Origin of the sequence: Rhodoferax sp. BLA1, assembly GCF_013416775.1 — a bacterium.
GTDB lineage: Bacteria > Pseudomonadota > Gammaproteobacteria > Burkholderiales > Burkholderiaceae_C > Rhodoferax.
The window spans coordinates 474,061-485,993 of record NZ_SZVI01000009.1 but is presented as its reverse complement, the minus strand read 5'-3'; the positions used below and the strand labels follow the sequence as shown (position 1 = coordinate 485,993).

11 protein-coding genes and 4 tRNA genes are annotated in these 11,933 nt (G+C 57.2%); 9 read left to right on the top strand and 6 right to left on the bottom strand.

Annotated elements, in window-relative coordinates; genetic code table 11:
• Nucleotides 1–5 precede the first annotated feature (5 nt).
• The 6 genes from FDG13_RS10770 to FDG13_RS10745 all read left to right on the top strand — a co-directional run bounded on the left by FDG13_RS10770 (nt 6) and on the right by FDG13_RS10745 (nt 2,581).
• Nucleotides 6–81 (top strand) — tRNA-Gly (locus FDG13_RS10770).
• A 35-nt stretch (nt 82–116) separates the two neighbouring features.
• Nucleotides 117–192 (top strand) — tRNA-Gly (locus FDG13_RS10765).
• Between the two features lie 47 nt (nt 193–239).
• A tRNA-Cys gene (locus FDG13_RS10760) sits at nt 240–313 on the top strand.
• 76 nt (nt 314–389) lie between these two features.
• Nucleotides 390–482 (top strand) — tRNA-Leu (locus tag FDG13_RS10755).
• Between the two features lie 15 nt (nt 483–497).
• Nucleotides 498–1,136: a DUF6806 family protein gene (locus FDG13_RS10750; RefSeq protein WP_180127474.1), complete on the top strand. Its 639-nt coding sequence runs from the start codon at nt 498–500 to the stop codon at nt 1,134–1,136.
• A 200-nt stretch (nt 1,137–1,336) separates the two neighbouring features.
• Nucleotides 1,337–2,581, top strand: a complete 1,245-nt coding sequence (locus tag FDG13_RS10745) for an HD-GYP domain-containing protein (protein WP_180127472.1) — start codon at nt 1,337–1,339, stop codon at nt 2,579–2,581.
• Nucleotides 2,582–2,640: 59 nt separating this feature from the next.
• Here the strand turns inward: FDG13_RS10745 and FDG13_RS10740 are convergent, their stop codons facing one another.
• The 4 genes from FDG13_RS10740 to lexA form a co-directional block, all read right to left on the bottom strand.
• A complete protein-coding gene (locus FDG13_RS10740) occupies nt 2,641–4,263 on the bottom strand; it encodes a methyl-accepting chemotaxis protein (RefSeq protein ID WP_180127469.1) in 1,623 nt (540 codons plus the stop codon).
• 268 nt (nt 4,264–4,531) lie between these two features.
• Nucleotides 4,532–5,539: a D-2-hydroxyacid dehydrogenase family protein gene (locus FDG13_RS10735; RefSeq protein ID WP_180127467.1), complete on the bottom strand. Its 1,008-nt coding sequence runs from the start codon at nt 5,537–5,539 to the stop codon at nt 4,532–4,534.
• Nucleotides 5,540–5,644: 105 nt separating this feature from the next.
• Entirely contained in the window at nt 5,645–5,992 is a 348-nt protein-coding gene (locus FDG13_RS10730) for a hypothetical protein (RefSeq protein ID WP_180127465.1), read from the bottom strand.
• A 56-nt stretch (nt 5,993–6,048) separates the two neighbouring features.
• Nucleotides 6,049–6,723 carry a transcriptional repressor LexA gene (gene lexA / locus FDG13_RS10725; RefSeq protein WP_180127463.1) on the bottom strand — a complete coding sequence of 225 codons (675 nt, stop codon included), beginning with the start codon at nt 6,721–6,723 and terminating at the stop codon, nt 6,049–6,051.
• A gap of 100 nt (nt 6,724–6,823) precedes the next feature.
• On the opposite strand from lexA, the gene FDG13_RS10720 reads away from it, so the two are divergent.
• The 3 genes from FDG13_RS10720 to FDG13_RS21305 all read left to right on the top strand — a co-directional run bounded on the left by FDG13_RS10720 (nt 6,824) and on the right by FDG13_RS21305 (nt 10,225).
• Nucleotides 6,824–7,789, top strand: coding sequence for an asparaginase (locus FDG13_RS10720; protein WP_180127565.1), 966 nt, complete (start codon nt 6,824–6,826; stop codon nt 7,787–7,789).
• 327 nt (nt 7,790–8,116) lie between these two features.
• The gene (locus FDG13_RS10715; protein WP_180127461.1) at nt 8,117–8,467 is read left to right on the top strand and encodes a chemotaxis protein CheW; all 351 of its coding nucleotides are present in this window, start codon (nt 8,117–8,119) and stop codon (nt 8,465–8,467) included.
• A 27-nt stretch (nt 8,468–8,494) separates the two neighbouring features.
• Nucleotides 8,495–10,225 (top strand): methyl-accepting chemotaxis protein, encoded by a 1,731-nt coding sequence (locus FDG13_RS21305; protein ID WP_180127459.1) that lies wholly within the window; start codon nt 8,495–8,497, stop codon nt 10,223–10,225.
• 151 nt (nt 10,226–10,376) lie between these two features.
• Here the strand turns inward: FDG13_RS21305 and adk are convergent, their stop codons facing one another.
• Nucleotides 10,377–11,033, bottom strand: a complete 657-nt coding sequence (gene adk, locus FDG13_RS10705) for an adenylate kinase (protein WP_180127457.1) — start codon at nt 11,031–11,033, stop codon at nt 10,377–10,379.
• A 112-nt stretch (nt 11,034–11,145) separates the two neighbouring features.
• The gene (gene kdsB, locus FDG13_RS10700; RefSeq protein ID WP_078363410.1) at nt 11,146–11,916 is read right to left on the bottom strand and encodes a 3-deoxy-manno-octulosonate cytidylyltransferase; all 771 of its coding nucleotides are present in this window, start codon (nt 11,914–11,916) and stop codon (nt 11,146–11,148) included.
• Between the last annotated feature and the right edge of the window lie 17 nt (nt 11,917–11,933).

Sequence of the window (11,933 nt, the reverse complement as noted above, 5' to 3'; positions counted from 1 at the left end):
GCAACGCGGGAATAGCTCAGTTGGTAGAGCGCAACCTTGCCAAGGTTGAGGTCGAGAGTTCGAGACTCTTTTCCCGCTCCAGGTTTTATTTGATGTGAACTTAGGTTTGCATTCTTGCGGGAATAGCTCAGTTGGTAGAGCGCAACCTTGCCAAGGTTGAGGTCGAGAGTTCGAGACTCTTTTCCCGCTCCAGATATTTCAAAAGGGAAGCTGCCGCTTCCCTTTTTTGTCAAAGTTTTGGCGCGATAGCAAATCGGTTATGCAACGGATTGCAAATCCGTCTAGCCCAGTTCGACTCTGGGTCGCGCCTCCAGATACGGGCTCAAAAATGCTCAAGCAAGCCTCGCAAGTTTCATGTGCGGGGCTTTTTTGTTTCACAATAGACCCGTGCCCGAGTGGTGAAATAGGTAGACACATCGGACTTAAAATCCGCCGCTTCGTGAATAACGGGCGTACCGGTTCGATTCCGGTCTCGGGCACCACTAAACTCCAGCTCTATGGCACGTTATAACGCCCCTTTTGAAATTCATGTCCATGGTCAGGTGGCTTTACGCACCGATGTGACGTTTGACAATCTGCAGGACGCACTCAAGCCGCTTTGGAAATATGCGGGTGCCAAATCTTTGGTTGCAGCGTCTGGCAGCTTTTACGAAGATGAGCCCGGTATCAAGTTTGATTCCCAGGAGCATTTGTTGCAAATGTGCTGGACTGTCGAAGGTGACGACGACTTTCGTCAGGCGTTGGATGAAATGTGCATGAACCTCAATGATGTGGCGCAATCTGGCGCCGCCATTGAGGTGACTTTTTACGATACAGAGTTTGACGAGGACGACGAAGAAGACGCCTCGGATGCTGAGTCACGGGATGACTTTGTCATGCTGTTTGTTGGACCAGACCCGGCTTCCATCATGCAGGTGCAACGTGACTTGTTGGTGCAGGATGTGGTCAATCTGATGGAGCGTCACTTTGATGGCGCTGAGCTCGGTGGTGTTGTTGCTGCCATCGATAGCCTGTTTAGCCAGCGATTTGATGACTTGGTCAACTCCTTGCAACTGGGTAAGCCGCCACGCGGTTCGGGTGGTGGTTCCAGTGGCATGGGCCACGGCGGGGGGCGTAAACCCCGTCATCTGCATTAGTCAGACCTCCACAAGGGCTGTGTGACATTGTGCTAGGAGCCTCATATGCACCTAGCATCTGCGAATAAATTCACGAAACGGGACTTGGTTGGCCGTTGTTGGTGATAGGTTTGTGCCAAACTCTTTTGGCAAGGCAGATGCGTTGAGTCGCGCTGTCGCAGCTTTTTCCGACGGTGGGCGGAGGCTGACAACATCAAAACATGCTTAAACGTATTCAAGTTGATCAACTCCAGTTGGGTATGCACCTCAAGGAGTTTTGTGGCGCCTGGATAGATCATCCGTTCTGGCGTACCGAGTTTGTGCTCAAGGACCCAAAAGACATTGAGTTGATTTTGGCCAGCGGCGTCAAAGAGGTGATGATCGATTGCAGCAAAGGCTTGGACGTGTCCCTTGGCGCGATGATCGACATTGGGCAAGAGGCGTTCTCAGTGCCTGTTGCCAAACAATCCATCATTGAGCAATCGCCCCCAGCGCCCTCCCATCCCATCACCGTACCAGCGAGCCAAGAGTTGGAGCGTGCCGCGCTCATTTGCCAACGCTCCAAAGCTGCTGTGGTCTCCATGTTTCAGGAGGCCCGCATGGGCAGAGCTGTCGACGTGGGGGGGGCTCTGCAGCTGGTTGAAGACATTTCTGCCTCAATCGCGCGCAACCCTGGGGCGATTATCAGCCTGGCTCGTCTCAAAACGGCTGATGATTACACCTACATGCATTCGGTGGCGGTGTGCGCCATGATGGTGGCTTTGGCCAAGCAGATGGGTTTGGATGACACGCAGACACGACTGTGCGGCATGGCTGGCCTGCTGCATGACATGGGCAAGGTCGCCATGCCGACCAAGGTGCTCAACAAACCTGGCAAGTTGACTGATGCTGAGTTTGACGTCATGCGCTCCCATCCTGCTGAGGGTTACAAAATACTCACCGCCAGCAGTGCTGTGGATGCCGTGTCACTGGACGTGGTGCTCCATCATCACGAAAAAATAGATGGCAGTGGCTATCCTGAAGGGTTAAACGGTGAAAACATCAGCCTGTATGCCAAGATGGCGGCGGTGTGTGACGTTTACGATGCCATCACTTCCAACCGACCTTACAAATCAGGCTGGGATCCGGCCGAGTCCTTGCGCCGCATGGCCGAGTGGGCCGGACACTTTGACCCCAAGGTGTTTCAGGCGTTTGTCAAAAGTATGGGCATTTATCCGGTGGGCTCACTGGTTCGATTGAAGTCCGGACGCATTGGTGTGGTGATCGAGCAGTCACCTAAGTCACTGACCATGCCCGTCATCAAGGCCTTTTTCTCCACCAAATCCAATATGCGCATTGTGCCCAGCGTGATTGACTTGTCGCACCCGTCGACGCAAGAGAAGATCGTCAACCGTGAAGACCCGGCTCAGTGGAACTTTCTGGACCTCAATGCGTTGTGGTCAGGGCTCAGACATGTGTCACGTTAAGGTTGTCTGACTGCTGAGCGTCACTGGGTTCAGTGGCGCTCAGTTCCTGAGCCACTGTCTCACATGGTCAGCAGGGTTGGTGATCCAACCAGTCGGGGCGTGTCCTGGGTGACGTCGTTCAATTTGAACGTGGCCACCAGCGTGGACAGGACTTGTGCCTGTTCACGCATGCTTTGTGCCGCTGCAGCAGATTGCTCCACCAAGGCGGCATTCTGTTGTGTCATCTCATCCAGATTGGCAACAGCCGCATTGACGCCTTGGATTTCGCGGTCCTGTTCTGACGACGACCTCGATATGTCAGCCATGATGTCGGTCACGCGCTGAACAGAAGCGACGATGTCTTCCATGGTGTGACCGGCATCGGTGACCAGGCGCGTGCCAGCGTCAATGCGTTCCACACTGGCGCCAATCAGTCCTTTGATTTCTTTGGCCGCCTCCGCCGAGCGCCCGGCCAGGCTGCGGACCTCACTGGCAACCACCGCAAAGCCGCGTCCTTGTTCTCCCGCTCGTGCGGCTTCGACGGCTGCATTCAACGCCAGGATGTTGGTCTGAAAAGCGATGCCATCAATGACGCTGATGATGTCGCTGATCTTTCTGGAGCTGGCCTGGATGTCGTTCATGGTACTGACCACTTGCGCAACCACCTGGCCGCCGCGAGCCGCTACCTGACCAGCGGAGGCCGCCAGTTGGTTGGCTTGTTGTGAGGCTTGCGCTGATTGGCGCACCGTGGCCGTGAGTTGGTCCATGCTGGACGCTGATTGCTGCAACTGGTTGGCAGTCAGTTCGGTTCTGACACTTAAATCCTGGTTGCCACTGGCGATTTCAGCGCTGGCGGTCGCGATGCTGTCGGTGGTGTTGCGCACTTGTCCAACCAATTGGGTGAGTGCGGTCTGCATGTCAGACAAAGACACCAGCAGGTGCGTGGTTTCGTCGTTTCCTCCGGTATCGATTTGCTGTCTTGTCAAGTCTCCCGTGGCGATGGCGCGCGCCATACGTTCGGCCTGGTCAATCGGGTGGCAGATCGAATTCATGTTGGCCAGCGTCAGCGGAATGATGATGATCAGCACCAACAGCGTCATACCAACGATCAACCAGATCACCTTGTTCAGGGTTACCTGCAGTTGTTGCTGGTTGGTTTCTGTGGCAGTTTGAAGTTCTGCGGCCAATGCGGTGAGGCTGGCATTGGCACGGTCAATGATGGGTTGAAGTTTTCCAATGGTGGCCGCTGCGACCTGTGCAGATGGGAAACCCATGTTTTCAAGTTGTGCCGCCATCGGGGCAAACTCGGTTTTGAACAGCTGCATGTCATTCAGGATCACCGTTAACTGTTGGCGTTGTTCCTCTTCAGGAAGTAAAGGGGACAGTGTTTGCGCAGACTTTTCGATTTGTGCATAAGCCGCAGTCCAGGCTTCCTTGTGCTTGGAGGCTTCGACCGAGTTTTCATACTGGATCACCATGTCTTTTTCGTTGATGCGCAAATCACGCATGGCCTGTTGCAGACGCCCCACCTCAGTCATGGAGGTCACGTCACGGGTGACCAGATGGACGGTGATGTTGTTGGCATACAACTGAGCAGCGATGCCGATGCCGCCAATCAGACACAGTGCGGTACTCACCATGCCGATAGCACCCCACATACGCAGGCGGATGCTCAGGCGGCGCATCAATAACTCAAATTTCATTGGGTACTCCGAAAATAGAAGAAACGAAGCATGGCTGTAAGCAATAGCTGTGCCGCAAATCGGTGTGGTTCAAACCGCAGCAACACAAATCGATGTTTTCAGTGTGTTCTGCTTCAGTCTGGCCCCGATGTCACAACGGCGCAGGGATATTCTGCGTGACTTTGGCCTGCTAGCACAACAGCATTTTTTAAAGACGCTGTGTCCGTGTTCCTTCTTTTTTTTTGAATCGGCAGTTTGGCACAGTCGGGCAAAGCGACTGTGCAGATGCTCAACGCCTGACCTGCAGCGCGCCGGGATTCACGATGTTGGTGGGGCGCCCCTTGATGAAGTTCACCACATTGTCGAACGCGGCACCAAAATACATCTCGTAACTGTCAAGCTCGACATAACCGATATGCGGTGTACACACACAATTTTCCAGGCGCAATAAAGCGTGGCCTTGCAGAATCGGCTCAGACTCGTAGACATCCACAGCGGCCATGCCGGGGCGACCTCGATTGAGTGCCCCCAGCAGTGCATCGGGCTGTATCAGTTCGGCGCGTGAGATGTTGACCAGCAGCGCGGTCGGTTTCATTCTGGCCAAGTCTTCTGCGCTGATCACGCCAGCGGTCTCCTCGTTCAGGCGCAGGTGCAGAGACAACACATCACATTGCTCAAACAGCTCTTCCCGGGTGCTGGTGACCTCAAATCCGTCGAGCACGGCGCGCTCCCGCGAAGGCGCCCGGCCCCAGATCAGCACCCGCATGCCAAACGCGCGCCCGTAACCCGCCACCAACTGGCCAATGCGGCCATAACCCCAGATGCCAAGCGTGCGGCCTTTCAAGGTGACGCCAAGACCAAAATTGATCGGCATGGCGCTGGACTTCAAGCCCGATTGTTGCCACGCGCCATGTTTGAGGTTGCCAATGTAATGCGGCAGGCGCCGCATGGCCGCCATGATCAAGGCCCAAGCGAGCTCGGCGGGTGCCACCGGCGAGCCGGTGCCCTCTGCGACTGCAATACCGCGCTCGGTGCACGCACTGACATCCAGATGCGGGCCAACCCGACCAGTTTGTGCCACCAGCTTGAGCTTGGGCAGCTTTTCAATCACCGCACGGGGCAAATGGGTGCGCTCGCGGTTGAGCACGATCACATCAGCGTCTTTGAGCCTGACGGTCAATTGCCCCAGTCCTTTGACGGTGTTGGTGTACACCTTGGCCTGAAACGTTTCCAGCTTGGCAGCACACGCCAGCTTGCGCACCACATCCTGATAGTCGTCCAAAATCACAATATTCATGCTGCCGATTGTGCCTTGGCGAGATCAGGCAGACCAAAGCTGCCTGCCAGAATTACCAACTTTTACCCACCCGACCAACAGCGCCGGGTGCCTGATTGCCTGATTTCAGTGTTGCAGTGCCTCACGTGCTGCCAGCCGGTCAAGTTCGGCACACACGTCGGCCATGCGCCCGGAAATCCGCAAACGTCCTGACTGATTAGGGTTTTGGCCAGACTCCATCACCTGCAGCACCCGTACCGGCCGACTGGACCGAACCGGTAGCTTGTGGGCCTCCGAGGTGTAGGTGGGTTTGTCCAGAGCGCTGGCATCTGTCCTGCTGGGTGCAGTCGCCTCGTCTGAGGTAGCGCCTGGCTTGGATACCCATGGCAGCGGCTGCCCAGGCTTGGCCATCAGCCACTGCCAAAGCACCTTGAACGATTGCAAAACAGACGACGTGGTGGATGCGTGGTTCATGGTGCGGGCTTTCACAGGGGTGGTTCAGGGGTGAAGGGCAGGGTGGTGGAGCGGGTTCACATCAGCATGGTGTTGCGGATCAGGCCCACGGCCAGGCCTTCAATCTCGAACGGCTCACCGGGTTCAACCACAATGGTCTGGTAGTCCGGGTTTTCAGGGTGCAGTTCGATGATGTTTTTGTTGCGCATGAAACGTTTGACGGTGACCTCTTCACCCAAACGCGCCACCACGATCTGACCGTTTTTAGCGTCGCGGGTGGTTTGTACTGCGAGCAAGTCACCGTCCATGATGCCTGCATCGCGCATGGACATACCGCGCACCTTGAGCAGGTAGTCGGGTTTGCGCTGGAACAGGCTGTTCTCGACGTAATAGGTTCTGTCCACATGTTCTTGCGCGAGGATCGGTGAACCAGCCGCCACCCTACCAATCAGCGGCAATGCCAACTGCGCCAGCGCTGCCAGTGGGGCTGCAAACTGGGCGTTGCGCGACTCGTTGATGGAGCGCAAGTCATCACTGCGCAGCCGGATGCCGCGTGAGGTACCGCTGACCAGCTCGATGGCGCCCTTGCGGGCCAGTGCCTGCAAATGCTCTTCGGCGGCGTTGGCGGACTTAAAACCCAGCTCTGCGGCGATCTCGGCGCGTGTAGGTGGGGCACCTGTGCGTGTGATGGCACTCTGGATAAGATCCAGGATCTGTTGCTGGCGGTCGGTCAGTTTGGGACGGGTGAGCATGCTGACTCCTTGTGGGTGGTACTGTTTTCTTATCCAGTAACTGTATTTTTAATCAGTTTTTGAAAGTGTGCAAGTGGTATCTGAATTAATTTCCAAAAAAATGGTGGTGCTGGGCACCGGTGGCACCATCGCGGGCACCGCTAGCAACGCGGCTGACAACATTGGTTACACCGCAGCCCAGGTGGGTGTGGCCCAATTGCTGGACGCTGTGCCCGCTCTAGGTGGTGTGTTGTCTGGCCATGAATTGATCAGTGAGCAGGTGGCCCAGGTGGACAGCAAGGACATGCGGTTCGACATCTGGCTGAGCTTGGCGCAGCGGGTGGTTCACCACCTAGCGCAGGCCGATGTGAGTGGCGTGGTCATCACCCACGGCACCGACACGCTGGAAGAAACCGCTTATTTTTTACACGCCGTTTTGCCAGCCGCGCTGATCCATGCCAAACCCGTGGTGCTGACCTGCGCCATGCGGCCCGCTTCGGCGCAGACGCCGGATGGCCCACAAAACCTGATGGATGCGGTGGCCGTGGCGCTAACGCCCGGCGCGCATGGCGTTGTGGTGGTGTGTGCGGGCACGGTGCACAGCGGCCTGGAGGTGCAAAAGGAGCACACCTACAAGGTCGACGCTTTCAGCTCGGGCGACGCGGGTCCGCTCGGGTATGTCGAGGAAGGACAACTCAGATTAGTACGAAATTGGCCTCTAGCCCTTTTAGATAAAGGGCATATAGCTATCAAAGATATACCAAATGCGACAAACTGGCCACGCGTCGAGATTGTGATGAACTACGCGGGTTGTGGTGGTGAGGTGGTGGATGCCTTGCTGTGCCCACGTGAAGGTGTGGCGCCGCTGCGTGGCCTGGTGGTGGCTGGCACCGGCAACGGCACGATGCACCAGGATCTGGAAGCGGCGTTGCGCCAGGCCGTCAAGGCAGGGGTGAAGGTGGTGCGCTCCACCCGCTGCGCCCGGGGCCGTGTGTTGGCGACTGCCCAGAGCGAATTTGCCCACGCGCAGGGGTTGTCCCCGGTCAAGGCACGGGTGGCGTTGCTGCTGTCGCTTTTGATCGTCTAATGCCCCTGTCCGCTATGTGGTGGATTTTGTGGTGAAACCCCGCCGAACGAATCTGCGCTTCTAGCGGGTTTGCAGTTGTGCCACTCCGTGGTGCTTTTGGCGGCATCACCTGTCGGGCTGGCTCTGACTGGTGGCCCAGGTTTTGCCTTGTCTGCCCCCATCCACAACCGGGCATGGAACCCATGCCTGGCATGGCTCTTTGCTGTGTCACGGGCCTCGCAGAAGTGCCTTTGAAGTGGCATGCAGTGGATAGCGTGCATGAATTTTTAAAAAATATATAATTTTGACAAATAATGTAGTTTTTAAATAATCAAACACGGCGGTCGCATGACTCAAACAGCAACAGTGCCTCGCAGCACAAGAGACACGGTGGCCTCTCAAGCCGATACGCAAGAACTGGCACTCAGCGAGTTTTTGGCTTTCAAACTGGGCGACGAGGAGTACGGCATTGATATCTTGCAGCTGCAAGGAATCCGTTCGTTCGAGCGCCCCACTCATCTGGCCAATGCACCCGAACATGTCCTGGGTGCGGTGAATCTGCGTTGCGTGATCGCACCGATCTCTTTGAACAGTGACCAACAGGCCTTTGGTTTGCTGAATAACCCCACGCTGGTTCTGATGGACAGCAACAAGCGGATGTCCAGCGCGGCGATGGGCTTGGTTTTTTCATTGGCTTGATACAGCCACAACTACTTGGAATTTTTTATGAACAACTTAACAGTGCGTGCAAAGCTGACCTGGTCGTTTGGTGGCTTGGCCTTGATGATCTTGTTGGTTTCCGGCTTTGCCGCGAAGACGCTTAAAGATGCCGATAGCCGTTTTGACAGTTACGTCAAAGGCGCCAACACACGTGTCTTGCTGGCTTCAGGTGTGCAACAAGCTGTGGATAGTCGTGCTATTGCCGCGCGCAATTTGGTATTGGTCACACGTCCAGAAGACGTGGTGGTCGAAAAAGACAAGGTCATGCAGGCGCAAAAAAATGTGGTGGAGCGCATGGCCAAGCTCAAAAGCATGGCCCAAGCGCCAGATATTCCCGACGAGGCGCGACGCTTGATTGGGGAGATGGACAAAATTGAACAGGCTTACGCCCCGGTGGCCATGGGCATTGTTGAATTGGCGCTCAACAACCAGCATGAAGAAGCCATTGCAAAAATGAACTCCGAATGCCGTCCCCTTTTAGCGGCCTTGGCTCAAGCGGCAGCCAGTTACGCCGAGTTCACGGCAGCGCGTTCAGCCCAACTGGTAGACGAATCAGCAGCGCTCTACATCACGCAACGCAATATTCTGATTGGTGTTTGCATTTTGGCGTTTGGTTTGGCTGTGTTGGCTGGTGTGCTGATTACCCGTAGCTTGACCCGTGCGCTAGGGGCTGAACCGACTGACTTGAGCCATGTGGCCAGCCGGGTGGCAGATGGTGATTTGAGTGCTTCTTTGCATGTTCGCAGCGGTGACACCACGAGTGTGATGGCTGCCATGGCCCGTATGCAGACTGCCCTGATTGGGGTGGTTTCATCAGTGCGAGTGGGCTCTGAGTCTGTGGCCACCGCCAGCGCTGAGATCGCCCAGGGCAACCACGACCTCTCCAGCCGCACCGAATCCCAAGCCAGTGCTTTAGAAGAAACCGCTGCCTCCATGGAAGAACTGTCCTCCACGGTTAAACAAAACGCCGACAACGCGCGCCAGGCCAACCAGCTGGCTTTGAGTGCGTCTACCGTGGCGGTACAAGGTGGTGAGGTGGTGGCCCAGGTGGTCGACACCATGAAAGGCATCAACGAAGCCTCAAGAAAGATCAGCGACATCATCTCGGTGATTGACGGTATCGCGTTCCAGACCAATATCCTGGCGCTCAACGCGGCGGTGGAAGCCGCCCGCGCTGGTGAGCAAGGGCGAGGCTTTGCGGTCGTCGCATCAGAAGTGCGCAGCCTGGCTGGCCGCAGTGCCGAAGCCGCCAAAGAAATCAAGACCTTGATCAACAACAGCGTCGAGCGCGTTGAACAAGGCACCGCTCTGGTGGATCAAGCGGGTACCACCATGACCGAGGTGGTCAACTCGATCAAACGGGTAACCGACATCATGGGTGAGATCAGCGCCGCCAGCAACGAACAAAGCCAGGGTGTCAGCCAGGTCGGTGAAGCGGTAACACAAATGGACCAGGCCACGCAACAAAATGCGGCTTTGGTGGAGGAGATGGCCGCAGCCGCCAGCAGCCTCAAGAGCCAGGCGCAAGATCTGGTGGGCACGGTGGCGGTGTTCAAACTGGCAGCGGGGCAAGACCGTGGGTTCTCAGCACCCGCCGCGCGCACCAGCGCGGTGGTCCGTGCACCCAAGGCTTTTGTTCCGGCCAAGAAGGCGGCTGTCAAGGCCGCACCTCAAACTGCAGCCTTGAGCAACAGCAGCCAAGCCAAGGCGGGTGGTGATGAGTGGGAGAGTTTTTAAGCGACGTTTCTCATCACTTTGGCCACAGCCGAGTTTTAAAAAAAGCGACCGGGTTTTTGAGGCCAGCCGCCCCTTTGGCAAGGCACAGGCCATAAAAAAAGCCTGAGGCCCAGGCTGGGCATCAGGCTTTGGGGTGTTGGAACAAGCAGCTTTAGCTGGCCAATGCGGCAAAGGCCCGGGCCGTGATGTCTTCAACGCTGCCGGTGCCGCTGATGGCGCGGTATTGGGGGGCCGCTGTGGGCTCGCTCTTGGCCCAGGCCGAGTAGTAGTCCACCAGCGGACGGGTTTGGGCGCTGTAGACCTCCAGGCGTTTCTTGACGGTTTCTTCCTGGTCGTCGGCGCGTTGCACCAGCGGCTCACCGGTCACGTCGTCCACGCCGGCCACTTTGGGCGGGTTGAACTTGACATGGTAGGTGCGGCCAGAGGCCGGGTGGGAGCGGCGGCCACTCATGCGTTCGATGATGGCATCAAACGGCACGTCGATTTCCAGCACATAGTCCAGCTTGACACCGGCGGCTTTCATCGCGTCGGCTTGCGGGATGGTGCGCGGGAAGCCGTCGAACAAAAAGCCGTTGGCGCAGTCGGCCTGGGTGATGCGTTCCTTGACCAGGTTGATGATCAGGTCGTCGCTGACCAAGGCACCGGCGTCCATGATGGCCTTGGCCTGGATGCCCAGCGGGGTGCCTGCCTTGACAGCGGCGCGCAACATGTCGCCGGTGGAAATCTGTGGAATGCCGTATTTCTGGCAGATGAAGGTGGCTTGGGTGCCTTTACCAGCGCCAGGTGCGCCCAACAAGATCAGTTTCATGCGTGTCCTCGGGAAGTTATAAAAAAGTCAAAACCGTTCTCTGCTCAGTTGGACGGGTCCAAAGCACGAAACGTGGGTGATTCAGAATAGCATGGGCCAGCTGCCGGGTGGCTTACAGCTTGGCCGATGTCTGGTCAAAAACCTGACGCACGCGCGCCAGGTCTTCCGGGGTGTCGACCCCCGCGCCAGGGGCGTGTTCGGTGACATGCACCACGATCCGATAGCCGTGCCATAAGGCCCGCAGCTGCTCCAGCGCCTCGGTGACCTCCAGCGGAGCCTGCGCCAACTGCGGGAACTGGCGCAGAAAACCCACGCGATAACCATAAATGCCGATGTGGCGCAGTGGCAGCGGGCTGGGCAGCTGGGCCGGATTGTCACGCGGGTAGGGGATCGGTGAGCGGCTGAAATACAGGCCCATGTTCTGTGCATCCAGCACCACTTTGACAAAGTTCGGGTTGTGGAAGTCCGCTACCGTATCAATAGTATGGGCTGCCGTGCTCATATGGGCTTGCGGCGTATTTTGCAACAAGGCCGCGACGGCGGTGACGAGGGTGGGTGCCATCAGTGGTTCGTCACCCTGGACATTCACCACAATCTCGTCATCGGCCAGACCCAACAAGCCACAAGCCTCGGCCAGGCGGTCCGAGCCCGAGGGGTGGTCGGCGCGGGTCAGGATGGCGTCCACCGCGTGGGCCTGACAGGCCGCCACAATCTCCGGGCTGTCGGTCGCCACCACCACCCGCACCGCTTCCTGCGATTGGGTCAGTGACATCACGCGTTGCGCCACCCGCACCACCATTGGCACACCGGCAATGTCGGCCAGGGGTTTGTTGGGCAGGCGGGTGGAGGCCATCCGGGCCGGGATCAAGACGGTGTAACTCACGGGAAAACTCCTCGGTG

Excerpts from the sequence above, each read along its gene's own strand:
- FDG13_RS10750 (WP_180127474.1), top strand. The coding sequence starts at position 498 with ATGGCACGTTATAACGCCCCTTTTGAAATTCATGTCCATGGTCAGGTG.
- FDG13_RS10745 (WP_180127472.1), top strand. The coding sequence starts at position 1,337 with ATGCTTAAACGTATTCAAGTTGATCAACTCCAGTTGGGTATGCACCTC.
- FDG13_RS10740 (WP_180127469.1), bottom strand. The coding sequence starts at position 4,263 with ATGAAATTTGAGTTATTGATGCGCCGCCTGAGCATCCGCCTGCGTATG.
- FDG13_RS10735 (WP_180127467.1), bottom strand. The coding sequence starts at position 5,539 with ATGAATATTGTGATTTTGGACGACTATCAGGATGTGGTGCGCAAGCTG.
- FDG13_RS10730 (WP_180127465.1), bottom strand. The coding sequence starts at position 5,992 with ATGAACCACGCATCCACCACGTCGTCTGTTTTGCAATCGTTCAAGGTG.
- lexA (WP_180127463.1), bottom strand. The coding sequence starts at position 6,723 with ATGCTCACCCGTCCCAAACTGACCGACCGCCAGCAACAGATCCTGGAT.
- FDG13_RS10720 (WP_180127565.1), top strand. The coding sequence starts at position 6,824 with ATGGTGGTGCTGGGCACCGGTGGCACCATCGCGGGCACCGCTAGCAAC.
- FDG13_RS10715 (WP_180127461.1), top strand. The coding sequence starts at position 8,117 with ATGACTCAAACAGCAACAGTGCCTCGCAGCACAAGAGACACGGTGGCC.
- FDG13_RS21305 (WP_180127459.1), top strand. The coding sequence starts at position 8,495 with ATGAACAACTTAACAGTGCGTGCAAAGCTGACCTGGTCGTTTGGTGGC.
- adk (WP_180127457.1), bottom strand. The coding sequence starts at position 11,033 with ATGAAACTGATCTTGTTGGGCGCACCTGGCGCTGGTAAAGGCACCCAA.